This is a genomic window from Arcticibacterium sp. (genome assembly GCF_055134445.1).
The window spans coordinates 74540-99764 of record NZ_JBSRVI010000135.1 but is presented as its reverse complement, the minus strand read 5'-3'; the positions used below and the strand labels follow the sequence as shown (position 1 = coordinate 99764).

Genomic DNA, 25225 nt, shown 5'->3' with positions numbered 1-25225 from the left:
CAGATTGAAATTATCGACTAACAATTCGGGCAACAATAGCTTTACTAGTTCTTCCAATTTTATAGATGTTAAATTTCTCCAAAATTCAGAATTTAACAGCTATCCCCCAACTTTTGTTCTTGGTCCATTACTAGAACCCTTCGACATTAGCTGAGGGTAAACCGCTATGATAATCTTGTTTAAATGTCTGATTTATTCCACTTTAAAACTCATTACGATTCTGCAATGTATAAACCGGGTTGAAGGAATCTGCTGATGTCTTTGACCTAAGGGTCAAAGGGTTTTGTAATAATGCCCGGGAAAGTGTTGTAATCCAATGAAAGGCTTTTAAGCCAGTTTTTCTTACAGTTTAGTAGCCAATGAAAATCGATTACTCCTTAATAATGGTTGGGTTCTAAAGTTAAATCCCCCGCCACAGTAACGCAGAAACTGTGTTAGTTAGTTTCTCAAATGAAAGAACTCATGTAGAGGTGTATGATTCTTAATTGGGGGAAATTTATTGCTTTTGAGACTTCTGCTAGCAACTAAAAAAGCTATTGCGTAGTTCAGGACCCATTCTGACTAATCACTTTCGTTTATCAACGAATAAGTTATGTTTTAGAATAGGCATTACTTATTGATAATTGAAGAAGTCCACATAATGACAGACTAAATCTTAGAGAATGCTCTATTTGGTCATAACTAAAAACAGGATTTAGCATAACTAAAAAAGGAAAGTACGAGGTAAAGCTGCTGGAATTGCTTGAAGGTAAGAAGCTATCCAATGCGATATTCTGGGGAGTGTTTATGCGTTTAAAGAGCATAAAAAATGTGTTAATGCAATCTCTTTTGAGGAGAAAACATTAACACAATTAGTAAGGATAAATTATTCTTTTCTTAAGGCTATTCTGAATCTTCTGTATGATGAGAATGCAATGCCAATAATAAGGAGAATGATACCAAGCCATAGTAGATTTATCAATGGCTTTTCAATGGCTTTTAACACAATATATTCTCTTTCGCTTCTGGAGATACCGAATGTAAAATTGCCAGTCAACGGGTCAATTTGGTTCAATTGAACTTTAAGACCCAATTCATTGCTTACCACAGGTTTGCTCCAAACTTGATTGTCTTTAATAACGAAAGTGGGTCTTAATAGTTTTTCACCATCCCTTTCTAATATTCTCAGGCTGGCCATGGCGGCGGCATCCCCTTCTTTTAAGACCATGCCATCTACTTCTCTTACACCAATAACATCATCCAAAATGGCAACATAATCATTTAAGAAGAATGTATCTCTTAAAGCCACTTGATAATCCATAGGAATAGTCCATTCACGTTCTTGTTCGTTTTGAACGTAGTTCACATGAGAATAGATGTCTTTATTCCAGAAGCGTTTGATATCTGGCGAGGCGACATTACCCATTTTCTCATTAATTTGATATCTAGGATACAAATTGAATTTATCGCCATTTTTAAGCTCGTAGCTTATTTGATAATAAGTATTCTCCGCCTCATACTTGACCGTGTCCGAACGATATTTAAGTGTGTCTGAGCCATCTACAATGTCTGCTCTTGCAATTCCTTTATAACCCGAACCAATTACGGGTTGTATAAATCTTTTTTCAATATAGCCAGGTACTTCTCTAACGTCAACAAATTGACCTTTATAGGTTAATGAAAAATCCGGTAATTCATAGGGTCTGTTAAGCCATAATAATACATTTTCTCTACTCTCCTTTTCGGAGTCCGAGAAAAGTTCTGTGGCTGTAGTGTTAATGGATACAGTTTTTTCATAGGCAGATGAAAACATAATACCTAGTAACATTAAGGCAACACCAATATGGCTTATGGCTCCGCCGGCTACTTTTATTTTACCACTGAAAAGGTCAATTAAGATAGAAGCATTGACCACAATAGAAAATATGGAACCTGATACTAAAATTACATATTTCCAATCATCTACTTTTGTCAGCAGTATGATTAACATGGATAAGACCATTGATATTAGCAGTGGGGTGCTTAAAGCTTTGAAACTCTCACCTTTAATTTTTTTCCACCAGAAATATTGAGCAATTCCCATTAAAATGACAGCGACAATGAAGAGCCACATTTGGAATGTGGTGTAATGTTCTATCTGATTGGATGGCAAGGCCATATTTAAATCAAATCCTAAAGATTCCGCCAAACTATTATAAACAGGAATGGAAGTGGTAATGATAACCTGAAATGCTGCCAATCCGAGTGTTAAAACACCCATGAAGAGCCAAAATTCTGAAGAGTATAAAGAGGCTTCCTTATCATCTCTAGGCAGTTCTTTCCATCTTAAAGCGGCCAAAATAATGGCTCCGAAGAGGAAGGTTAAAAGGTAGAGTAATAACTGACCTGATAGGCCTAAATCTGTAAAGGAATGCACTGAAGCATTACCTAAGATTCCAGATCTTGTTAAGAACGTGGAATATAGAATTAATATAAACTGGGCAATAATAAGGATATAGGAGTACTTTAAAGCAGAGCTGCTTTTACGTGCAAAAAAGAGTGTGTGAAAAGAGGCGACTAATATTATCCAAGGTACATAAACGGCGTTTTCCACAGGATCCCAGTTCCAATATCCACCAAAATTCAAGGTTTCGTAAGCCCAAACACCTCCCATTATAATCCCCGTTCCTAAAACTACCGATGCTAATAAAGTCCATGGAAGCGTTATCGAAAGCCAACCTGTGTAGTCTTTTTTCCAAAGGGAGGCTAGAGCCAGTGAGAATGGTACCATGGTGAGTGCAAAACCTAAAAACAGTGTAGGCGGGTGAATAACCATCCAATAATTCTGAAGTAGAGGATTTAATCCATTACCATCTTTAGGAATAAAATCTGGGTCTAGAGCCCATATTGGAGCTGTAGGGTTAACTTCCTGGAGTGTAAGAAATGGGGAGCTTCCTATTTTATATTCTGTAAAGAAAACCACGCCTAAAATCATGGAAGTTAAGAAGGCTTGAATCCCGGAAACTATCATCATGCTCGGAGAACCTAAAGTTAGGTGCTTGGATTTACTTCTGAATTGAAGGATTAGAATGCAACCGATAATGGAATTCCAGAAAATCCAGAGCAGAAAACTGCCTTCCTGGTCTTGCCAAAAGCATGAAATAGCATAGCCCAAAGGCAAACTCCAGGAAGTATTATCCCATGCGTAATGGTATTCGAAATAATGATTAAAAATTATCGTAAAAAGAGCTAGGCAGATACCTACCACAAAAACGGTATGACCTAGGAATATGCCATTGCCATATTTTTTCCAAAACGTCTTTGATTCCGTTTCTTTAGAGGCTTGCCAGTAGGCATAAGTGGCCATTAAAGAACTAATAAATGCCAAAATAGTAAGTATATGGCCAATGTTTCCTAAATAAGGTCGTAGCATGAAGTGATATCTCTTAAATTTACATCAAAGGTACTATGAAATGGACAATATGCTGCGTGGAAATGGATTGAATTCCACCTTTTTGTCTTCTAAATATCTCATGGCAATGGGCTGAATCTGAACTTTAGCGGATCTGACTAATTTTGAATTATATATTTCGTTTTGTAAGTATGAGAAAGCAGGCTTTAAATCTTTTTGTTTTTTATTTCTTTGCGTTTTCCGTGAACGCACAGGGACTAAACTTTGGCCATAGTGATTTTGGTATGGCAAGTTTGGAGGCTAAGAATAATAACAAACTTATCTTTTTGGATTTTTATGCGGAATGGTGCGGACCATGCAGGGCCATGGAAAATTCTGTGTTTGTAAAACAAGATGTCGGAAGCGAGTTTAACGAGAGTTTTGTTAATCTCAAAATCAATACAGACTCAAAAGAAGGGAAGGATTTGGTTGAAAAGTATGGGATAGAAGAGTATCCAAGCTATTTATTTCTTAATCATCAAGGAGAAATCGTTTCAAAACTTGTTGGATTTCAGTCTTCACATAAATTGTTGATTGAGGCCGTTAAGGCTAAGAGAGCTTTTGAGCACTTTATCCCGATAAGTACTTTAGACCAAACATATGAAAAAGGCTCCTCCGACCCTGATTTCTTGTATAAATACTTAAAGCGGAAAAGCTATGAAGAAGGTTCTCAGCCTACTATCTTAGACAGGTATTTAGAAGTTGTTCCCGAGAGCGAACTTCAAACAGAAAAGGTACTTTCTTTAATTTCAGATAATGTAACATCGGTGTCTTCTAAGGGTTTTTATGTGTTATCGGAGAGTCTTTCTAGATTCATGATGATGACCGAATCCCAGCAGAAAGCTATCATGAAAGGTATTTCTAATTCAAAGAAATTTACTTTTAGAAAAGCTGTTCAAAACAAAGACGATCAACTTTTCGATGTGCTTATTGACGCGGTACATGCCACCTCATACAGTATGGAAGCTGCTTTTGCGGAAGAAAGGCAGTTTAGGTATGATTATGCCAAGCTAACTAAAAACTTTCCACACTTTCAACTAATTGCACAAGAAGAAGCAACCCAAATATTGAGTAAAAGTTTGGAAGACTTTAATAAGGAGTCGGAGTTTACTATTTCTGAATTTAAAAGGATGGCTAAGGAGAGAGGTATTCCAGAATCCACCGAAAGATTTAAGTCTATGTTGGCCGGTTTAGAAAACGGTGCTGCTAAAGCTGCTTCTTTTCAATTGAATGATTTTGCTAGAGGTTACTATGAAATGGCATCAGACGACATGGATTTTAAAAATGCGATTAAATGGTCTGCTTATGCCATTAAATTAGATCCGACACCGGCTAACTGGGAGACGTACGCCTTTCTTTTGAAAAAATCAGGAAGAAATAAAGATGCTAGAAAAGCGATGAAACAAGCCCTGAAAATAGCTCAAAAAGCGGATTTAGAAACAAGCTCGTTCAAACAAGCATTTCAAAAAATAAAATGAAAGGAGTAATAGTTTTTTGTTTACTGACTTTAATTGGAGTTTTTGCTTCGGAGGGAATAGACTTTAAATTGGGAGAGACCTATGACTTTGAATCTATAAAGAAAGAGGCCGAAAATCAGCATAAAATTATTTTTGTAGACCTATTCGCTACTTGGTGTGGACCATGCAAAAAAATGGAGGCAGAGGTATTTAATAAAGAAGCCGTTGGCCTAAAATACAATGCCTCATTTGTGAATTATAAGGTAAACATTCAGAGTCCAGAAGGGGCTAAAATAGCAAGGCTTTATAATATAAATGCATACCCCACTTACCTTTTCTTAAAGCCAAATGGGGAAGTACTATATCGCCTTGAAGGCGTGTTTACGCCAGATGGAATGATAGAAGAGGCAGACTTTGCTTTAAGCTTAAAATAGATCTTCTGAGCGTTCTAGCATTAAAATAGAGCTTTGCGGTACTATAACATATTTCTCTCCTTCGTATTGGATTTCTATAGCGTGTCTTTGCAAATAAATAGCCACATCGCCTTCTTCTGCCTGTAATGGCATATATTTTACTTTTTCTTCTGTTCCTTTCCATGGCTCGTCTTCCACAGGATTTGGCAATGGATACCCAGGACCTACTTTTACCACATAACCACTACGCACTTCTTCTTTTTCTGTAACCGTGGGTGGTAAGAATAAACCTGAATTGGTTTTTCCAGAGTGATTTTTAGGTTTAATTAATATTTTATCCCCTACTACTTCTAGTCGTTTCAACTTATTATCTGGTGTGATTTCCATTTCTAAATATTAATTTTTCTCCTTCTGGCAGTTATTTGCCAGGTATCAACTTTGCGATTGTCTTTTATAACAGAAAGATCGTCGTGCAAGTTTACTGTAGGGCAAATATGATAAGGAATTCCATAAAAAACGTCTCCTACTTTTATTGACTCCCAGTTTTTAACTTTCAATACACCATGTTCTTCACTTTGCGAAAGCAACTTATAATCGGTCAAATTTAACAATTTCACTCTTTTGTCAATCGTGTTTTCTGCGGCTACAGATTTGTGACCAAGGTCAATGGTGACAATGTCTTCGGTAGGTTTTGAAATAACTCTGGTAACTAGCAAGACCGCTGCATCAAAACTTTGTTCTTCAATGTTTTCTTCATAACCCCAATCCCAAAATACGCAGGTTCCAGGGCTGGCTATTCGGTGAGAGTTTTTCAAATGAGAAGTGAAAGATGGCGTACCACCCGAAATTAATTTAATACCATTAAACTTTGTTTCTAGCCTAGCAAAGAGTTTTTCTACTTCCACAAAACCAGCTTCTACTTTGGTGTTTCTTTCGTCAAAAGATTTTTGATGAAGATGGCCATCATAAACATGGAGTCCTTTGAAACGCATGTTTTTGAAACTAGGGATTTGGGCTATTAGCTCATCTAAAACAGCTCCTAATTTAATACCAGACCTGTCCATCCCATTATTGATGTCTATATAAAAATCAATGGTGATATTTTGGACGATAGCTAAAGAATTTAGTTTATCTAAAGAATCAAGATTATCAATGATGGTGGATAATATGGTTGCTGGATAAGCCATTATAAGTTTTACGAGTCGCTTTCTTTTGGGACCAACCAATTGATGAGCTATCAGCACTTCAGAGGCACCTTGTTCGGCTGCTATTTCTGCTTCTGAAATGGTTGAGGCTTTGAAATTGACAATTCCAGCATCCACCATTCTTTTAACTACCTCAGGTGTTTTATTGGTTTTGACATGTGGCATAAGGTTTTCGACTTTGCCATTCACCATGGAAATCATTTTTTGGATGTTGGCATCCATACGTGATTCATATAAAACAAGGGATGGAGAATCTACTTCGTCAATGTTTTCAATGTCGTACCAATTCATGTATTCGAGGGTGTTTTGTTATTCAAAAGTAATATCAAATAGAAGGATAATAATTGATTGACTTCATTTTAATCAGAATAGTGATTTAATTGCCATTCGAATTTAAAAATGAATTTCATAGATGGCGAATTTATTGACAGGTATTCAGCAAATAGGGATTGGTGTACCAGATGCTGGTGCGGCTTTTTCATGGTACAATAAGCATTTAGGCTTAAATGTGCCAGTTTTTGACGACGTGGCGAGAGCGGAATTAATGACACCACATACCAACGGAATAGTAAGAGAAAGACGTGCTATTTTGGCGGTCAACATAGCAGGAGGTGGTGGTGCAGAAATTTGGGAATCAAAAGATCCATTACCAATAGCTCCAGTGGAGCAACCAGCTATAGGCGATTTAGGCATTTTTGCAGCTAAAATAAAGTCTTCGAATGTCTCTCAACTGGCCATGGAGTTGGGTCTGGAAACGGTAGCATCTCCTGCAGGAGCACCTTATGCTTGGATAAAAGACCCTTACGGAAATCAACTTCAAATAGTTTCTGATAACTCTTGGTTTAAAAAGAAACCGAATAATACAGGAGGTGTTTTGGGTGCTATCATAGGTGTAAGTGATATGGAGAAAGCTTTAACACTATATAAAGATACCTTGGGGATTTCTGAAGTGATTTATGATAAAACCGGCGTATTCTCAGATTTGAAAGGCCTTAAGGGTGGTGAAAGAAAAGTGAGAAGAGTATTATTAAAGAAAACGGAAACGGCAGACGGAGCCTTCTATAAACTTTTCGGCAACATAGAAATTGAATTGATACAAGCGATAGATTGTGCTGTCAATACGATAATGAAAGATAGAAGTTGGGGAGATTTAGGCTTCATTCACCTTTGTTTTGATTGTTTAGATATGGATGCTTTTAAAAAGAAGGCGTCTGATAGTGGTTTCCCTTTTACAGTAGATAGTGGAGGGTATTTTGGAATGAGTGATGCTGGTGGAAGGTTTTCTTACATTGCCGATCCAGATGGCACACTTTTGGAGTTTGTAGAAACACATAAAGTTCCTGTTTTTAAGAAATTTAATATTTCCATTGACCTAAAAAAGAGAGGTATGCGTAAGCCATTACCAAACTGGATGATTGGAACGCTAGGTTGGGGTAAGGTGAAACCATAAATGTCAGTTCCCTGCTCGTCCGATAGGCGAGGAGCGAAGTCCCTGCCTGTCGGCAGGCTGGGAAGACAGACTAACCTCTTCAAATATTAAAGCACACGGAAATTAGCACACGGATTCCACGCCTGCCTGTCGGCAGACAGTGATTTCGGGCAAAAAAGTCTATCGTCTAACATCTATTGTCTTAAATCTAGATAAAGAATGACCATAAAAGAATCTCAAGAAATAGTAGACGAGTGGATCAACACCATAGGCGTGCGTTATTTTAACGAGCTAACCAACACGGCGATTCTTACCGAAGAGGTAGGGGAGTTGGCCAGTATTATGGCTCGCCGATATGGGGAACAGTCAGAAAAGGAATCAGATAAAGATAAAGACCTTGCGGATGAAATGGCGGATGTGCTTTTTGTGTTGATTTGTTTGGCAAACCAAACTGGAATAGACCTGACAGACGCATTGAAAAAGAATCTGGAGAAAAAGACCAAACGTGACTTAAACCGTCATAAAGAGAATAAGAAGTTACAATGAAATCAACGCTAGGCACATCTTTTGAAGTCATTAAGAAAAAATGGCGGGTACACCTTTATATGTACTTCATAGGTCTTTTTATTACGGCTTTACCATTAGTTCTGTTTTACCAAATATTGGAAAAGGAAGCCGCTCATAGTATGATATTGAGTGAGTTGGTGCCAGACTTTAGCTTCATGATATTTGGTGACTTTATGGAAGCTTCAGGCAAAGCCTTTAAACATGTTTTTAGATATGGTTTATTGGCTGGTTTTGTGGGTTCCATCATCTATACTTTCTTCTCGGGAGGGGTAATTGACCAGTTGGCTAATCCAAAAAAACATTTTTCTTTCGGACGCTTCTTTAAGAAATCAGCTTCGCTTTTTCCTAAATACTTTGGGCTTCTGTGTCTAATCGGTCTTTTGCTTTTTGTGTTCTTTTTAGTAGGTGGCTTGGTCTTTTTTATATTCGCTTCTATAGCGGATGGTAGTACAGAAAGAGGTTATGTTTTATGGTTTATCCCGCCCAGTATTTTTCTTTTTGTGTTAATGTCTTATGGACTTTGCGTAGGGTTTTATGCTAAGGTATTCATTTATAAAGAAGGGCGAATAGGTTTTGTGAAGCCTTTTTGGGAAGCTTTTTATTATGTTTTTAGGCAGAAAAAGCCATTGTTTTACTTCTGGTTGACTATTGGCTTAGGTCTTGGTTTTCTATTGATTTATATGTTGATAGATAAATATATAGGTATGACTTCGGCTTTTACCATCGTTTTAATGGCAGTTTTTCAGCAGCTTTTTGTCTTCAGCAAGTTTGTTTTAAAGCATTGGAATTATGCTTTGGCTTTAGAGTACTTTGAGCAAGTGCCTGTTAATTTAGCTCCCCCAGTAATAGTAGCATAAGTCTTTGAAGCAGAAGCTTTCAAAAACGATGAAGAATCGGACGAAACCAAACTTTCTGACGAAGAAGAAGGTTCTTAATATATGGCAGAAGAAATCATTAATAGAGTAGCCACTAGTGGGCTGGTTAGTTTGGATTTAGAGGAGTATTATCATGCAGGTGAGCGTGTGGTGTATGACTTGAAAGACAACCTTTTTATGGACATGATTCTGAAAGAGAAAGACTTTAGGACTTTTCTGAAAGAATATGATTGGAGTCAGTACGAAGGTAAGAATGTGGCCATCACTTGTTCTGAAGACGTCATCATTCCTACGTGGGCGTACATGCTTTTGACTTTAAAGTTAGAACCAGTGGCAAATTGTGTGGTAAAAGGCTCTTTGAAAGATTTAGAAGTGAAATTATATCAAGAAGCACTTCTGAATATGGATTTTGAACAATACCGAGATGCTAGAGTGGTGGTAAAAGGCTGCAGCAAAGTAGATGTACCAGCCGAAATATATGTAGAAGTCTCTCGAAAACTTCAGCCTATAGTGAAGAGCCTAATGTTTGGTGAGCCATGCAGTACGGTGCCGCTCTACAAAAAGCCAAGATAATATGACCAACCGCAATATTTTTTAAAAGATTACGTCCTAGCTTTGTGAAGTAATTCAAAAGGATGCAGAATTTAAGAAAAATAGGGGCACTTAGCTTGCTGACTTTACTTCTGGTAAAGGCAATGGTGGTACCTGCTATCTTTTTCAATTATGAGCTTCGCAAAGATTTCATCATTGAAAACTTTTGTGTCAATAAAGAGCGTCCAGAGTTAAATTGTGATGGTCAATGTTATTTGGCTAAACAATTAAAGGCTGCTCAAAATCACGACGAAAATGAAGCAACTGCTTCTTTTGTGGATAAGCTTTTAGGTTTTGAGTGCGTATCTGATACTTTAGATTGGCACTTTTCTCTGACTGTTGCTAGTACAGCATTACAAGGGCTTATTGCTGGTCATCAGCATTTAAATGGGAGCGAACTGGCTTTCTCTATCTTTCATCCTCCGCGGCTTATTTCTTAATTATTTATTGTATTGACCGTTTGGCACTTCAAGTTTTGAAGCTGCTACGTGCGTCTATTCAACTATTTACTAAATTTTTAAGAATAACAATTGAAATGAAGATTGCTAACAAATTATATATTGGCCTTTTAGGCCTGTCTTTTTTTGCTTTTTCATGTGATGATAAAATGGATGTAGAAGATCCAAACGCTACCAATACGGTTCAACTAGAATTTGATAACAGATTTGGCTCTACGGACTTAGTCTTAGGAACTACTAAGGCTACTAATGCTAGCGGAGAAGAGTACACGGTAAGCACTTTAAACTATTTTATTTCTAACGTTAGCTTGATGTCAGACATGGGAGAAATGATTTCTTTTCCAGACCAATATTTCTTGGTAAAAGAGTCAGATACAGGTTCTCAATTCATCGATTTACCAGAAGTACCGAGCGGAAATTATGCTCATTTAACCTTCACAGTAGGTGTAGATAGTGCCAAAAGTGTTGCAGATGCTAGCGTTCGAACGGGTGTTTTAGATGTGGCATCTTATGGAGACGACAATATGTGGTGGAGCTGGAGTATGGGCTATATTTTCTTCAAAATAGAAGGAAATTCTGATGTGTATGATGCTAAGGGAAGTAATAAGTTTGCCTTCCATATTGGTGGTTTTGGTGGTTACGAAACACCTGCTCAAAATAACATCAAGGAGGTTGAACTGCATTTGAATAACGTAAAAGTAAGTGCTTCTAAGTCTCCACAAATACATGTGATTTTTGATGTTTCTAAAGTAATGGATGGTACGAATACCATCTCTTTTGCAGAAACTGCGGCTATTCATGGCCCAGTTCCAGGAGCACGAGTGGCAGCAAATTATGTATCTGCTTTTGCGGTAGATCACGTACACTAAAATATGAAAAAGCTAATCTGTTTAGCTGCTTTGGGTTCACTGTTGATGGCTTGTAATGGGTCATCAACAGTGCCAAACCCTGTGGAGGAAACTGGAGAAAAGCTGTTTTATCAGCCAGAGAATTTTCCTCAGCCTACCTATGATTTTTCTAAGAATCCGGTAACTGACGAGGGTTTTGAACTAGGTCGTAAACTGTTTTATGACGGTAAGCTGTCTAGGGATGGCACCATCAGCTGTGCAGAATGTCATAGCCAGACCTACGCTTTTACACATCATGGACATTCAATCAGTCATGGTATTGATGATAAAATAGGCACTAGAAATGCTCCTGCTGTTCAAAACACGGCTTTTATGAAATTGTTCTTTTGGGACGGAGGCGTTTTTGACTTAGATTTCTTTTCGGTGGCTCCTATTACTAATCCAGTGGAAATGGATGAGCAGCTAGGCAATGTCCTTGACAAATTAAGGGCAACAGAAGATTATCCTAAGATGTTTAAAGCAGCCTATGGCTCCGAAGAAATAACCACCGATAGGTTTCTTAAGGCTCTTAGTCAGTTTATGAACAGCTTAGTTTCGGCAAATTCTAAGTATGATAAATTTGTGAGGAATGAGCCAGGAGGAGACTTTACAGATTCGGAAATAGCTGGACTTTCTATTTTCAAAACTAAGTGTGCGTCATGCCACGGGACAGAGCTTTTTACTGATGGTAGTTTTAGAAATAATGGTTTACAGATTTATGCCAGAGACCCAGATTTAGGACGAGCTATTATTACCGAAAACACAGACGATAATTACAAATTTAAAGTGCCAAGCTTAAGAAATGTGGGGTATACGGCTCCATACATGCACGATGGGCAGTTTCTTTCTTTAAAGCAGGTATTAGAACATTACGATAACGGGGTTTACGATTCTAAAACACTAGACCCTGAATTAAAAAAAGAAGGAAAATTGGGGATTCCATTAACAGAAGATGAAAAGACTGACCTACTGGCTTTTCTAAAAACTTTAGACGACCCTACTTTCATCAAGAATACAGCATTTGGATTACCATGAGAAAATTAATTTTACTTTTTATACTTCTAGCCTCCGTTAAGGTAAGCATGGCCTGCGATATTTGTGGCTGTGCCAATGGAGGCTCTTTTATGGGCATTATGCCCAATATGAATCAACAACTAATAGGGCTTAGGTACTTTTCAAAAAGTTATCAATCACACATTAGTAGCAAATTTTTAGGCAGTGAAGAATACTTTCAAACTGCAGAGCTAAGACTAAGAACATATCCAGCAAAGAACCTTCAATTGATGGCGTTTTTGCCTTATCAGTTTAATGAGCAGGTATTAACGTATGATGGCGTAAAGAAGAGTGACCAAGGTTTTGGCGATGCCCGTGTGTTGTTATATTATAATGTTATAAACACCTCTATGGATTCGGCGTGGACCTTAGATTTTAATCATCAATTGCTATTAGGAGGAGGCGTAAAAGCCCCTTTGGGAAAGTTTAGTTTTGACACGTATGATGCCACGCAGGTGGCCAATGCCAATTTCCAATTAGGTACGGGCAGCTGGGATTTTCCTTTGCAGGCTATTTATACGCTGCAACATAAGAAAATGGGGTTCAACATGAATGCTACCTATCAAATTAACGGTACCAATAAAGATGGTTATCGTTTTGCCAATAGGTCTGTGATAGCGGGTACTTTTTTTAGAACCATGTACACGCAAAATTGGACCATACTTCCGCTACTGGGTATTTATGCAGAGCAGTCAGGCATGAACCAAGAAAATGGTATCAAAAATGAATTGACTGGCGGTTGGCTTGCAGCAGCCAATGTGGGAGTAGAAATATATACACCACGTTTTAATTTTAGCATCAATGGGCAGTTGCCGGTGGCTCAAAACCTTTCTGACGGCGAATTAGAATTTAAATCTATGTTTTCTATCGGTATTTTAAGAGCATTTTAAAAACCACGATTTCAATTTTAGTAAATTGGCACCGTGGAAAATCAAGAAAGAAACATCTCTCTTATCATTGCGGTAGCAGAAAACAGTGTTATTGGGAAAGATAATACGCTTATTTGGCGGCTGTCAGAAGATTTAAAAAACTTCAAAAGGCTAACTTCTGGGCACAGTATTATTATGGGTAGGAAAACCTATGATTCTATAGGGAGACCATTGCCAAAACGGCATAACATCATTGTCTCTAGAAATAAGGACCTTAAAATAGAAGGCTGCCATGTGGTACATTCTTTAGAGGAAGCTTATTCGTTAGCGATGGAACTCGATGGAAACGAAGAGATTTTTGTGATTGGCGGAGCCAATATTTATACACAAGCTTTGGCAGATGCCAATAGAATTCACCTAACCGCCGTACATGCCGAACCAGAAGGAGACGCTTTCTTTGACCTCAATTTATTAGAAGGTTGGGAAACCGTAGATTCTCGTTTCTTCGCCAAAGACGAAAAAAATCAATACGACTTTGTGATTTCTTTGCTTTTGAGGGAGGAGAGGTAGTACGGATTTAGTGTCAATTACTGAAGAAATGGAAAAAATACTAAATAAGGTTGTAGAGTGGATAAAAAGGGAAAAGTTCTCACTAATTATGGGTGGTATTTTATCATTAATTGCTCTGACTTGTACTACAATATTAGAAAAACGGAAAACGGCATATTTACATAAAGGTTCTAAGTATACTAAAGTAATTGTTGAAAAAGCATATCGCAGAAAGGGATTTTTAAATATCAACTACTGGTATCTAACGGATTTAGACACCATAAATGCTTCGGAAATTATAGGAGCAGATGATATGGATTATGGCTGGATTGAAAAAGAGGACATGGTTCGAGTCAAAGAATTAGATATTTTAGTTCAATTTTCTACTATTACTCCAGACTATCATAGAATTAGATGGGATTTAGTGTGTTCATTGGATGAATGCTTTGATGATTCCAAAATTAATATTTGGGATAGTATTCCCGAAGGTTGGGTAAAAGGGAAATATTGATAAGTGTAAAAGGTGTACTAAGAACAGCACATGCTTAAGTTTTCTATGTGTTGCGAGTATTTGAGTTTTAATAGCATGTTCAAATGCAGTAATCTCACTTACTAAAATCTGGTCCATCTAAGTAGTTCCATATTGTTTATTTAAAATTTTTGGGTAAAGTGTTTAACCAACGAACACTCTTGAATACGTCATTGCAACCTTTTGGCAAATGGCAAACAAGGTTTTATAGACTATTTCAATAGAATGCAGGAAGAGTATCCTGAGAAGTCTATTGCCTTTGTGAGGTGTATTGCCGAAGGCGATTTAGTTTCGCTGCATACGCATCAGACATGGCCTGGGAACGACCAATACGTAACCATGGATTTTTTCAGGTTTGATGAGAACGGTAAAATCTGTGAACACTGGGATGCTATTCAGCAAATTCCAGAGAAATCTGCCAACCCGAATACCATGTATTAAAGTTAGAGCCACAAGGATTCCTCATGGATCTAAAAGGTTCTAATTCAAATTATGCTGGCTTAGTCAATTATTTCGATTTTAGAGAATTCTAAAGTGGGCGGGTTAAAGCTCACGTTTGCAGTGGCTTCTTCTGTGTATAAAGCTGGGTCAAATGCCCTAGTGGAGTCCGAATTCACTTTTCCCCAAACTTTAATATACATTCCCGACTCTAGAAAATCTGGTGCTTCACAAGTTCTAAAACTAGGAGGGAAAAGTTCTCTGGCTCCTTTTACATAATACTTTAGTGTCGTCTTATTCTCTAAATAATCATCACCTTCAGCATAGTAAATATTGACATAGGTTTCTCCATTTTCAAGAAGACCTTTCTGCACTTTATATCTCGCACCTTCTACTGCTATAAATGTCTTTGCATTGCGTACATAACATTTTGATACTTCTTCCGCTGATACGGAATCCTTATCTCCACATGATACTAGAAAAGATGAAAGTGCTAAGATTGGGATTAGTTTTTTCATTGGCATGAAATAGTTAAATGGATTGAGGCAAAATTATTAAAGCCATTTTTAAAGTTATAAAAAAGGTATGTATCATATAAAAATGATTCTTTTAAACTTATTATATGGTATGGTTTTTACGATAGAATATTATTAGTAGACAATATTCAGTTGCTCCATTTTTCCTCCTCGGAGTCTGTTAATTTCATAATCTATTGGGAAGGTGCTAGTGGCATTTTTAGTCTTTTGTCGCTTCCATAAGATATGAACTGATGTTAGAACTCAGGCTTACTTGGCATATTATAATTTATGAACATCGAGCTTAATCAACCTACAGCTCTTAGTTTTGTTATTTGAGCAAAATGATGTTGCCCTAAGGGCTAAATCTTCTCTTTTCTCTAGTGGTGCGAAAACACATCAAATGCCGGTCTTTAAAACTAAGTTTGAAGTATCATTCTAATTCCTTTGACATCCTGAAAGCTTATTAAAATGCTTGTAAAATTTGTTCTGAGAATATGAATAAATATTAGTTATGGAGGCTAGATCTAGATGATTGAAGTTTTATCTATGGCAAAGATAGGATTTTGTAAAATTTAGTGGAATATTGTATAGAAATGTTCACTCATCTAAATTTCGATTCCTTAACCTATTTAACAAACTTATTATGATTAAAAAACTACTAATTATTGTGCTGATAATGGGAATTCTCCCGGTCATGGCACAGAAGAGAACGGTTTCCGGCACCGTTACTGATTCGGATGACGGCTCCACTTTATCTGGTGTAAGTGTTGTGATACAAGGTACCACTGTCGGATCACTTACAGATTCTGACGGAAAATACACTATAAGTGCTGCCAACGATGACGTATTGATTTTCTCTTTTATTGGCATGCAAAGCAAAAATGTTAAGGTGGCTAATAACAGTACACTTGATGTTACTTTACTTACTGATGCAAACCAATTAGACGCTATAGTTGTAACGGCATTAGGGATAAAAAGAGCGGAAAAAACGCTGACTTATGCACAGCAAACAGTAAGCTCAGAAGAGCTAGTTCGAACCAGAGACCCTAACTTCATGAATAGCCTTGCAGGTAAAGCTGCGGGTGTTGAAATAAAGAAAAGTAGCTCAGGGGCAGGTGGTTCTACAAAGGTTGTTTTAAGAGGCAATAAATCTCTAAGTGGTGACAGCTCTCCTTTATTTGTAATAGATGGTATACCAATGGCAAACAACCGAGGTAGCCAGCCAGGAATGTGGGGAGGAACTGATGGAGGAGACGGGCTTTCTGCTATTAACCCAGAGGATATTGAAAGTATCAGCGTTTTAAGAGGTTCTAATGCAGCTGTTCTTTATGGAAGTCAAGGAGCCAACGGTGTGGTTTTGATAACTACAAAATCAGGGGCTTCAGGAAAAGCATCGGTTACCTTAAATTCTGGATTTACAAATGAGCAAATTATAGAATTACCTGAGCTACAATATAAATATGGAGCAATAGGTAATGCAAAAGAAAGTTGGTCTACCACGGCAGGTAATTACGACGATACTTTTGTTAAAGACTTTTTTCAAACTGGGCATAACATGTACAACGCACTGACCATAAGTGGTGGTACAGATAAAACGAAAGCCTATTTTTCTTATGCCAATACCAAAGCGAGTGGTATTACACCAAATAACAACTACGCTAAGAATAACTTTTCATTCAAACAATCGACCAAGTTACTGAATGATAAAATTACTGTGAGTTCAAATGTTATACTTGCTTTAGAAGAAACGGAAAATAGATTGCCAGCGGGTTATTATTTAAATCCACTTACAGGGTTATACATGTTTCCAAGAGAAAGGAATTTCGATGATTATAAGGATAATTACCAGATATTTAATGAGAATCGTAATTTGAACCAACAAAACTGGTTTGTTTCTGATCATCATCAATCTAACCCTTATTGGATTCTAAATAACGAGCCCAAAACAAATGATTCTAAAAGGGTGATTGCCAGTATGAGCGTTGCTTATAATATTCTTGAGAATTTGACATTTCAAGTCAGAGGAAATTTCGATTATGCTAATAAGTTATTAGAACAGCAGCACGCAGCAACTTCCAACTCTACCAATGTTCATCCAAATGGTGCTTGGGATTATAACAAATATGACGACCAGCTGGCATACGCAGATGCAATTTTGACCTACAATACTGACCTAACAAAAGAATTAAGTCTAAATGCGGTTGTAGGTAGTAGTTATCAAAAAACTGATTATGGTGTAGGAGTTAATGTAGCCACAGGGACTGTTGGACTTTTATACCCAAATGAATTCTACTTTCAAAACCTACCAACCAATGTTCAGGTAAGTTCTAACACCAATGGAAGTGTTGTAAAGCAAGGCCTATTTGGTAACCTTCAGTTTGGTTTGAAAGAATTTTTGTTCCTAGATCTTTCTGGAAGAAATGACTGGGCGTCAACTTTGGCATTAACAGGAAATGATTCATATTTCTATCCATCTGTTGGACTTACGGGTATTGTGAGTGAAATGTTTCAAATGCCTTCTTTTGTTACATTTGGTAAACTGAGAGCATCTTATACGCAAGTGGGTAATGAGGTGCCGTTTAATAGAATATTCCCTCAAAATACCATAAATGCCGGTGGTGGGGTTGTAAGAAATACGGTAAAACCATTTTTTGATGCGAAACCTGAAATTATTACAAGTTTAGAGTTTGGTGCCGATTGGAGGTTTTTCCATAACCGTTTAGGCTTAGACTTTACTTATTATGATATAACAAGTAAAGATCAATTTATCCCAGTTCCTACTATTTCTGGAGAAGGTGGATACACCACTGAGTATATTAATGCTGGGGAAATTTCTAATAAGGGTATAGAACTTACCATAAGTGCAACGCCATATAGAACAAATGATTTTGAGTGGGTAACAGCATTTAACTTTACAAGAAACGTCAACAAAATAGTCGATATAGGACCAGATGATGACAAGTTTATTCAATTGGGCAGCTCAGAAGGTTTCGATTCTAAGTTAGTTGAAGGTGGTAGATTCAATGATATATACGTATTGAAATTTCAAAGAGATGATCAAGGTAGAATAATCTTCGATGGAGGAAAACCACTTAGAACAGCTACAACAGAACTCATAGGCAATTTAGACCCAAAGTGGTCTCTGGGTTGGAATAACAATTTCACCTACAAGAGACTTAATGTGGGTATTCTTGTTAATGGTAAGTTTGGCGGGAAGGTTTTCAGCCAAACTGAGTCTATGCTGGATGGTGCCGGAGTTTCATTAAGGACTGCAGAAGCACGAGATGCAGGTGGGGTTGTTGTAAATGGCGTGGATAAATCTACAGATGCTGCGATAACCTCTGTTGATCCTGAGACATGGTATAGAGCAATTGGCGATAGAAATGGAATTGGCGAAGCTTATATCTTCGATCGCACAAATATTAGAGTAGGACAGCTAAATATTGGATATGATTTAAACTTGGCTAAAATTAAGCTTCCAATTAAAGCCGCTAACCTTTCTTTCATAGGTAACAATTTACTTTTCTTATATAAGGTTGCACCATTCGATCCTGAACTAGCAATGAGTACTAATCAAAATGCTCAAGGTCTGGATAACTTTAATCTGCCCTCAACAAGAACTTACGGTCTAAACCTAAAATTAACTTTCTAAATAAGAAAACATGAAGAAGTTTATATATCTAATTGCGTCAGCTTTTGCGTTTGCAAGCTGTACGGACAGTTTTGAAGAGATCAATACCAACCCCTACCAGATCTCGACAGAATCATTAAAACAAGACTTTAATCACGTAGGATCATTTTATCCTTCTATGCTTGGTCAGATTTTCGGGAATCAAATTGACCATAACCTAACCAATGTGACTTATTCTCAACATTTGGCGACACCAACACCTTTTGTGGGTGGAGTTAATAATACGACCTATTACATACGTTGGAATGGGTATTGGGGTAGAGAGTACAATAATGTAATGGCACCAGCCAAACAAGTAATTGAGCTGGCTGAAAAAGATGGATATTCTGTATTTGTGGAGTGGGCGAATCTGATAAAAATTATTTCAATGTCTAGAGTTACCCTATACCAAGGCCCTATTATTTATACAAATTATGGTAAAACGGGTGCTGTAAAGTACGATAGTGAAGAGGTTCTTTACAAGGCTTTCTTTAGTGATTTGGACAGAATCATAGCCGAATTTAGCAAAAATAGTGCTTATGTAGGCCTTAATAATTTTGATGCCAGCTATGGCGGAAATGTGAGGCAATGGGCTAAATATGCGAACTCGTTAAGACTACAATTGGCCATGCGAGTGTCGAAGGTAGATCCAGCTCTGGCTAAAAAGGAAGGAGAAAAAGCTCTTGCTGATCCTGTTGGATTAATACTATCCAATGCAGACAACTTCAATATTTCTGGATATGGTGCTAAATTTCACCCTGCTCAGATTTGTTTCGAATGGGGAGATACACGTATGAGTGCATCTATGGAGTCTATTTTAATTGGTTATAAAGACAACAGAATAGAGAAGTATTTCGATCCAGTTTCAGACTTGTCATTAGTGCAGGATCATCCAGGATGGCCATATAAAGGAATTAGAAATGGAGCAACACTAGTAGCCAAAGATGATAGATTAAGTTTCTCAACGCTTGATATTACTTTTAATGACCCAGCTAAAGTAACCAAGAGAAAAGTGTTAAGTGCGGATGAGGTTTATTTCTTAAAAGCGGAAGCTGCATTAAGAGGATGGGTTGGTGCAGGTGATGCAAAATCAAATTATGAGTCTGGAGTAAGAGCTTCCTTTGAGTTATGGGGTGCAGGCGGCGTAGATGCCTATTTAGCCGATAGTAAGAGCCTTCCAATTGATTATGTTGATCCCAAAGCTCCTGCTGGAGTGAATGCCTTTAAAAATGCCATTACCAATACGGTGGCTTGGGACGAAGCGGCATCTAAAGAGGTTAAATTAGAGAAAATAATTACTCAAAAATGGATTGCTTGTTATACCAATGAAATGGAATCTTGGATGGATCATAGAAGAACGGGTTATCCAAAATTACCGCCGGTTTATCAAAATAGTAGTAACGCCGATTGGGGAACAATTCCTAAAGGAGAAATTTTAAGAAGGATGCCTTTCGTAATTGCAGAAAGAAATGGTAATCCGGAAGGTGTTGCTGATGCCACAGCCAAATTAAAAGGACCAGATGAAATTGGTACACGTTTATGGTGGGATACTGGTGGAGCCAATTTCTAAATTGAAGAAGTGAGTCTAAAAAAGGCATGTGTTTTTATAACACATGCTTTTTTTGTCTTTGTCCTAGCCCATAAAGAAGAGCATATTGAAAGCTTATTTCAATCGTAAATATTATTTTAGGTTCAATTGAACAAATCTTTGATTTAAGTGAAAAACTACCTAAGCAAAACGGCTATATACTTTTTAGTCTTATTCAATTTCTTATTCATTTCTTGTAATAGGGTGGATGACTCAAAAATGTTTTCACTACTCCCTAGTAACCAGACGGGTATCAAATTTAAAAATTTAATTCAAGAAACTCCCGAGTTTAATATCCTCACCTATGGCTATCTCTATAATGGCGGTGGGGTTTCTGTGGGTGATATAAACAATGACGGCTTGCAAGATATCTATTTCACAGGGAGCATGGTGGGTAGCAGGTTATATTTGAATAAGGGGAACTTTGAATTTGAAGAAATAGCTGAAAAGGCTGGCGTTTTTGCTGCGGGATTTTGGAATACTGGAACAACTATGGCGGATGTAAACGGTGATGGACTTCTTGATATTTATGTCTGTAGATCAGCGGCTAAAGACAGTCATAAAAGGAAAAACCTACTCTTTATAAATAATGGAAATCTTACGTTTACAGAAAAAGCGGAAGAATATGGGATAGCAGATGATGGTTATTCTACGCAAGGAGCCTTTTTTGATTATGATAAAGATGGAGATTTAGACCTTTATGTGCTCAATCACTCAATTCAAGAATTTGCCAGTTTTAGATCTGTAACCAATGGTTTAAAATCAAGAAGGGAGCCATTCTTTGAGGATAAATTATATAAAAATGAAAACGGAAAATTTATTGAAGTAGGACAAGAGGCAGGACTTACGGCTAATGTTTTGGGCTTTGGTTTAGGCATTTCAATATCGGATATTAATAATGATGGATGGTTAGATATTTACGTCTCAAATGATTTTAACGAGCAGGATTACCTATATCTGAATAATAAAAATGGAACATTTACCGAAAGTTTAGAAAACTATATTGGTCATACTTCCCATTTCTCTATGGGATCTGATATTGCCGATATAAATAATGACGGATATACTGATATTATGACGCTAGATATGTGGCCTGAAGGTAATATGCGTCAAAAGATGGTTTCTGGTCCAGACAATTATGATAAATACCAAATGCTCGTTAAAAATGGCTTTTACGAACAGAGTATGAGAAATATGCTCCATTTAAATAATGATGGATTGTCTTTTTCCGAGATTGGTCAATTTGCTGGAGTAGAAGGAACTGATTGGAGTTGGTCGACTTTATTTTGTGATTTGGATAATGATGGTTTAAAGGATATTTATATCACCAACGGGGTGAAAAAGGACTACACAAATATGGATTTCATGAATTTTGCGGTCCAAGAAAAATTGAATGAGAACAAGACCGGAATTCCGATGTCAATTGACAAACTACTGGAAAATATACCTTCATCCATTGAAGAAAATTATACCTATCGCAATAATGGTGATCTTACTTTTTCTAAAGTAAATAAGGATTGGGGTTTAAACCAGAAATCACTTTCAAACGGAGCCGCATACGCAGATTTGGACAATGATGGTGATTTGGACTTAATAGTAAACAATACAGATTCTGAAGCTTTTATTTACCGAAACAATAGCGAGAAACTGACAGCGAATAATTATTTGAGAATTAAACTCATAGGGGAGGGAAAAAACACCTTTGGTGTTGGCTCTAGAGTGGAGCTAAATTTAGAAGACAAAACGCTTTCTCAGGAACTTATGCCAACAAGGGGCTTTCAATCTTCGGTTTCTTACGATTTAGTCTTTGGCCTTGGGACTCAAAAAACAATTAAGCACCTAACTGTTATTTGGCCCGATGGGCGTAGGCAAAAATTAAGTAGCCAAAAGCCTAATCAAACCATAACTCTCAATCAATCTAATGCTTTAATTGACGGAGACGAATCCCCTAATTCAGGAAAGCCTTTGTTTGAAGAAATGACAAAGTCTCTTTTTGGTTCTTTCATTCATCAAGAGAATGAATATATCGACTTTAATAGAGAGGTCTTGTTACCCCACAAGCTTTCAACTCAAGGTCCTAGAATGGCCGTAGCTGATGTGAATAATGATAACCTAGCCGATGTGTTTATTGGTGGAGCTAAAGGGTATAGTGGAACACTTTTCTATCAAACCAGCAGCGGAAGTTTCGTAAAGCAATCCAATTTATCTTTTATGGAAGATAGTGATTGCGAAGATGTTGGCGTATTGTTTTTTGATACGGACGGAGATGGCGATCAAGATTTGTATGTGGTAAGCGGAGGTAATGAGGTGGCGGTTAATTCTCCTGAATTACAAGATCGATTGTATATAAATGACGGGAAAGGTGGCTTTAAGAAAAAAGCTTTACCTCAAATGTTCATAAGTGGTTCTTGCGTAAAAGCCGGAGATTATGATTCAGATGGCGATTTGGATCTTTTTGTTGGCGGTCGTTTGGAGCCTGGTAAATACCCTAATGCTCCAGGTAGTTATATGCTACAAAATGATGGAAAAGGTAACTTTAAAGACATTACGTCTGACGTAGTGGGTAGTGGGTTTCAATCGTTTGGTATGGTTACGGATGCTATATGGAGCGATTTTAATGGAGATAGCAAGGTGGATTTGATTGTTATCGGAGAGTTTATGGCTATAAGAGCTTTTAAGAACAATGGTGGAAAAATGAAAGAAATCCCATTGGGTTCCGGCTTAGGTGATTCAGAGGGTTGGTGGAATACCATTAAAGAAGGAGACTTTGATGGTGATGGAGATATGGATTACATTTTAGGGAATTTTGGACTAAACTCCCAACTCAAAGCTAGTATAGAAGAGCCTGTAACTTTATATGCCAAGGACTTCGATGGGAATGGTTCTATTGATCCAATTTTGTCCAATTATTATTTGGGGAAAAACTATCCAGTATTTTCCAAAGATGATCTCAGCAAACAACTTGATTTTGTGAAATCGAAATACGTGAATTATTCTGCTTATGCCGATAAAGAAATAACGGATATTTTCACTTCGAAAGCGTTAAAAGAAGCCATGACTTTAAAAGCTAAAACTTTCGCTACGTCCTATCTTGAAAATTTAGGAAATAATAGATTTAAATTATCAAGTTTACCTTCCGCAGCACAGTTAGCTCCTATCCATGCCATTAGCGTTTTAGATGTCAATAAGGATAATAAATTGGATCTTATTTTAGCAGGAAACTTTTATGGAACTAGAGTTAAGTACGGTAGATATGACGCGAATAAAGGACTTGTTCTTATAGGAAAAGGTGATGGCCAATTTGTTCCGCTTAAACTTGAAGAAAGTGGTTTGAATATTTCAGGAGAAGTAAGAGATGTTCATTGTGTCAAATCTTCCAATAATAGCCTAATCTTACTTTTTGCTAGGAATGGTTTACCAATTACAACTTACATCACTGCAAATTAAGCACTTTGCTCTTTCTCGTAATTGACTATTCTCTGGATAATCATATCCTGTTCAGCTTCTGAGTCTGTTAATTTAAGTGCTATGTGGTAGGTACTAATGGCTTTTTTAGTATCTCCAGTTTCTTTAAGGAGTTGTGCTCTAAAGCTGTGATAGAGGTAGTAACTATCTAACTCTTTAATTTTATCCAGTTCTTTGAGGGCTTTTTTTGCACCATGAATTTGGTGAAAAGGCACCAAACGATTGAAAGCCACTATAGGCGATTTGTTACTTTGATAGAGGAGGTTGTAAAGCGTCAAAATGTGCTTCCAGTTCGTTTCTTCAATACTTGTTGCTTTGCAATGCTCAAAAGCAATAGCGGCCTCTATATGATAAGAACTAAGGTTTTCACCAGCACTTGCCCTATTCAAATATTGCATGCAAGGTTTATGAGTTCTTTATTCCAAAGTGTTCTGTTTTGATGTTCTAGTAAAATGATATTGCCCTCTGGGCTTAACCTGCTTTCTTCTCTTGCCGCATGAAAACACATTAGTGCCACTAGAGCCATGCCTTCTTGATTGATGGTAACTGGGCTGTCGGTAATTAATATACCCAGCATAAGGGCATTATGAATGAGGTCTTTTCTTATCAGATTTTTATTACTGCTAGAGTTATAACCTTCGTTAAAAAGTAAGTAGATGGCATTTAGGACCTTTGATGTTCGCTCTTGAAGTTTTTCTTTTTCGGGCAGTTCAAACTTTGTTTTATGCTCTCGGAAAAAGGTCTTAGCTCTATAAAGTCGTTTAGAAATGGTGTCTTCTGAGGTCAGAAATGCTTTGGCTATTTCTGGGGTACTAAAACCGCAAAGCGTTTTCAAAATCAAAGCTATCTGACTTTCTGGGCTAATTTCGGGTGAACAGCAGATATACATCATTTTGAGCTGCTGGTCTTCAATAAGTTCCTCTTTCCAGTAATTTTCTAGGCTGTTATTTATGGTGTATTCTGAATTTAGAAGTTGCCTTTCGTTTTCTGTAAAGTCAAAGCTTTCGCTGTGTTTGTTCTTTCTAATCTGGTCAATGGCCTTATTCTTTGCCACCCTAAAAAGCCAAGCTTCGGGTTTGTCGGGTACTCCTTTAATTTTCCAAGTGTTTAAAGCTTGAATTAGGGTGTCTTGTACCACATCTTCTGCTAATTCTAGATTGGCTAGGCCAAATATATTGGTCAGAACAGCAACCATCTTTCCAGCTTCTTGCCTGAAAAGATGGTCTGTTAACTGTTCAATATTTGTGCTTGACGT

Annotated in this window: 22 protein-coding genes; 16 read left to right on the top strand and 6 right to left on the bottom strand. The window is 37.3% G+C overall.

The genetic code is table 11. The annotated features are described in order from the left end of the window. Nucleotides 1-865: 865 nt before the first annotated feature. On the bottom strand, nt 866-3391 hold the full coding sequence (ccsA, locus tag ACTBZY_RS17775; protein ID WP_463047701.1) for a cytochrome c biogenesis protein CcsA: 2526 nt from the start codon (nt 3389-3391) through the stop codon (nt 866-868). A 170-nt stretch (nt 3392-3561) separates the two neighbouring features. Here ccsA and ACTBZY_RS17770 point away from each other — a divergent pair, with 170 nt between their 5' ends. Next, nucleotides 3562-4887, top strand: a complete 1326-nt coding sequence (locus ACTBZY_RS17770; protein WP_463047700.1) for a thioredoxin family protein — start codon at nt 3562-3564, stop codon at nt 4885-4887. Further along, nucleotides 4884-5300 carry a thioredoxin family protein gene (locus tag ACTBZY_RS17765; protein ID WP_463047699.1) on the top strand — a complete coding sequence of 139 codons (417 nt, stop codon included), beginning with the start codon at nt 4884-4886 and terminating at the stop codon, nt 5298-5300. The genes ACTBZY_RS17770 and ACTBZY_RS17765 overlap by 4 nt, the downstream gene beginning before the upstream one ends. Here the strand turns inward: ACTBZY_RS17765 and ACTBZY_RS17760 are convergent. After that, nucleotides 5292-5666, bottom strand: a complete 375-nt coding sequence (locus ACTBZY_RS17760) for a co-chaperone GroES (protein ID WP_463047698.1) — start codon at nt 5664-5666, stop codon at nt 5292-5294. The two genes, ACTBZY_RS17765 and ACTBZY_RS17760, sit on opposite strands and share 9 nt — an antisense overlap. A gap of 2 nt (nt 5667-5668) precedes the next feature. Then, a complete protein-coding gene (locus ACTBZY_RS17755) occupies nt 5669-6775 on the bottom strand; it encodes a D-TA family PLP-dependent enzyme (protein ID WP_463047697.1) in 1107 nt (368 codons plus the stop codon). A gap of 121 nt (nt 6776-6896) precedes the next feature. Here ACTBZY_RS17755 and ACTBZY_RS17750 point away from each other — a divergent pair, with 121 nt between their 5' ends. The 11 genes from ACTBZY_RS17750 to ACTBZY_RS17700 all read left to right on the top strand — a co-directional run bounded on the left by ACTBZY_RS17750 (nt 6897) and on the right by ACTBZY_RS17700 (nt 14732). Then, nucleotides 6897-7934 carry a VOC family protein gene (locus ACTBZY_RS17750; RefSeq protein WP_463047696.1) on the top strand — a complete coding sequence of 346 codons (1038 nt, stop codon included), beginning with the start codon at nt 6897-6899 and terminating at the stop codon, nt 7932-7934. Nucleotides 7935-8132: 198 nt separating this feature from the next. Next, on the top strand, nt 8133-8459 hold the full coding sequence (locus tag ACTBZY_RS17745; RefSeq protein ID WP_111374082.1) for a nucleotide pyrophosphohydrolase: 327 nt from the start codon (nt 8133-8135) through the stop codon (nt 8457-8459). Then, nucleotides 8456-9337 (top strand): hypothetical protein, encoded by an 882-nt coding sequence (locus tag ACTBZY_RS17740; RefSeq protein WP_463047695.1) that lies wholly within the window; start codon nt 8456-8458, stop codon nt 9335-9337. The genes ACTBZY_RS17745 and ACTBZY_RS17740 overlap by 4 nt, the downstream gene beginning before the upstream one ends. An 81-nt stretch (nt 9338-9418) precedes the next feature. Continuing rightward, nucleotides 9419-9928 (top strand): DUF2480 family protein, encoded by a 510-nt coding sequence (locus tag ACTBZY_RS17735; protein ID WP_463047694.1) that lies wholly within the window; start codon nt 9419-9421, stop codon nt 9926-9928. Between the two features lie 62 nt (nt 9929-9990). Further along, complete coding sequence (locus tag ACTBZY_RS17730; RefSeq protein WP_463047693.1) at nt 9991-10386, top strand: hypothetical protein; 396 nt, start codon at nt 9991-9993, stop codon at nt 10384-10386. Nucleotides 10387-10481: 95 nt separating this feature from the next. Further along, nucleotides 10482-11273 carry an MbnP family protein gene (locus ACTBZY_RS17725; RefSeq protein ID WP_463047692.1) on the top strand — a complete coding sequence of 264 codons (792 nt, stop codon included), beginning with the start codon at nt 10482-10484 and terminating at the stop codon, nt 11271-11273. A gap of 3 nt (nt 11274-11276) precedes the next feature. Further along, nucleotides 11277-12326 (top strand): cytochrome-c peroxidase, encoded by a 1050-nt coding sequence (locus ACTBZY_RS17720; protein ID WP_463047691.1) that lies wholly within the window; start codon nt 11277-11279, stop codon nt 12324-12326. Then, on the top strand, nt 12323-13234 hold the full coding sequence (locus ACTBZY_RS17715) for a transporter family protein (RefSeq protein ID WP_463047690.1): 912 nt from the start codon (nt 12323-12325) through the stop codon (nt 13232-13234). Before ACTBZY_RS17720 ends, ACTBZY_RS17715 begins: the two co-directional genes overlap by 4 nt. Nucleotides 13235-13267: 33 nt before the next feature. Next, nucleotides 13268-13783: a dihydrofolate reductase gene (locus ACTBZY_RS17710; RefSeq protein WP_463047689.1), complete on the top strand. Its 516-nt coding sequence runs from the start codon at nt 13268-13270 to the stop codon at nt 13781-13783. Between the two features lie 28 nt (nt 13784-13811). Continuing rightward, a complete protein-coding gene (locus ACTBZY_RS17705) occupies nt 13812-14273 on the top strand; it encodes a hypothetical protein (protein WP_463047688.1) in 462 nt (153 codons plus the stop codon). A 201-nt stretch (nt 14274-14474) separates the two neighbouring features. After that, entirely contained in the window at nt 14475-14732 is a 258-nt protein-coding gene (locus ACTBZY_RS17700) for a nuclear transport factor 2 family protein (protein WP_463047687.1), read from the top strand. Nucleotides 14733-14791: 59 nt separating this feature from the next. Here the strand turns inward: ACTBZY_RS17700 and ACTBZY_RS17695 are convergent, their stop codons facing one another. Further along, on the bottom strand, nt 14792-15247 hold the full coding sequence (locus ACTBZY_RS17695) for a hypothetical protein (protein WP_463047686.1): 456 nt from the start codon (nt 15245-15247) through the stop codon (nt 14792-14794). 643 nt (nt 15248-15890) lie between these two features. Between ACTBZY_RS17695 and ACTBZY_RS17690 the strand changes: the two genes are divergently transcribed. From ACTBZY_RS17690 to ACTBZY_RS17680, 3 genes are all read left to right on the top strand, one after another. Continuing rightward, complete coding sequence (locus ACTBZY_RS17690) at nt 15891-18899, top strand: SusC/RagA family TonB-linked outer membrane protein (protein WP_463047685.1); 3009 nt, start codon at nt 15891-15893, stop codon at nt 18897-18899. 10 nt (nt 18900-18909) lie between these two features. After that, nucleotides 18910-20487, top strand: coding sequence for a SusD/RagB family nutrient-binding outer membrane lipoprotein (locus ACTBZY_RS17685; protein ID WP_463047684.1), 1578 nt, complete (start codon nt 18910-18912; stop codon nt 20485-20487). 237 nt (nt 20488-20724) lie between these two features. After that, nucleotides 20725-23952, top strand: coding sequence for a VCBS repeat-containing protein (locus tag ACTBZY_RS17680; protein WP_463047683.1), 3228 nt, complete (start codon nt 20725-20727; stop codon nt 23950-23952). Here the strand turns inward: ACTBZY_RS17680 and ACTBZY_RS17675 are convergent. Both ACTBZY_RS17675 and ACTBZY_RS17670 read right to left on the bottom strand, forming a co-directional pair. Further along, nucleotides 23949-24368 carry a hypothetical protein gene (locus ACTBZY_RS17675; protein ID WP_463047681.1) on the bottom strand — a complete coding sequence of 140 codons (420 nt, stop codon included), beginning with the start codon at nt 24366-24368 and terminating at the stop codon, nt 23949-23951. The genes ACTBZY_RS17680 and ACTBZY_RS17675 overlap by 4 nt on opposite strands. Continuing rightward, on the bottom strand, nt 24356-25210 hold the full coding sequence (locus tag ACTBZY_RS17670) for an RNA polymerase sigma factor (protein ID WP_463047703.1): 855 nt from the start codon (nt 25208-25210) through the stop codon (nt 24356-24358). The genes ACTBZY_RS17675 and ACTBZY_RS17670 overlap by 13 nt, the downstream gene beginning before the upstream one ends. Between the last annotated feature and the right edge of the window lie 15 nt (nt 25211-25225).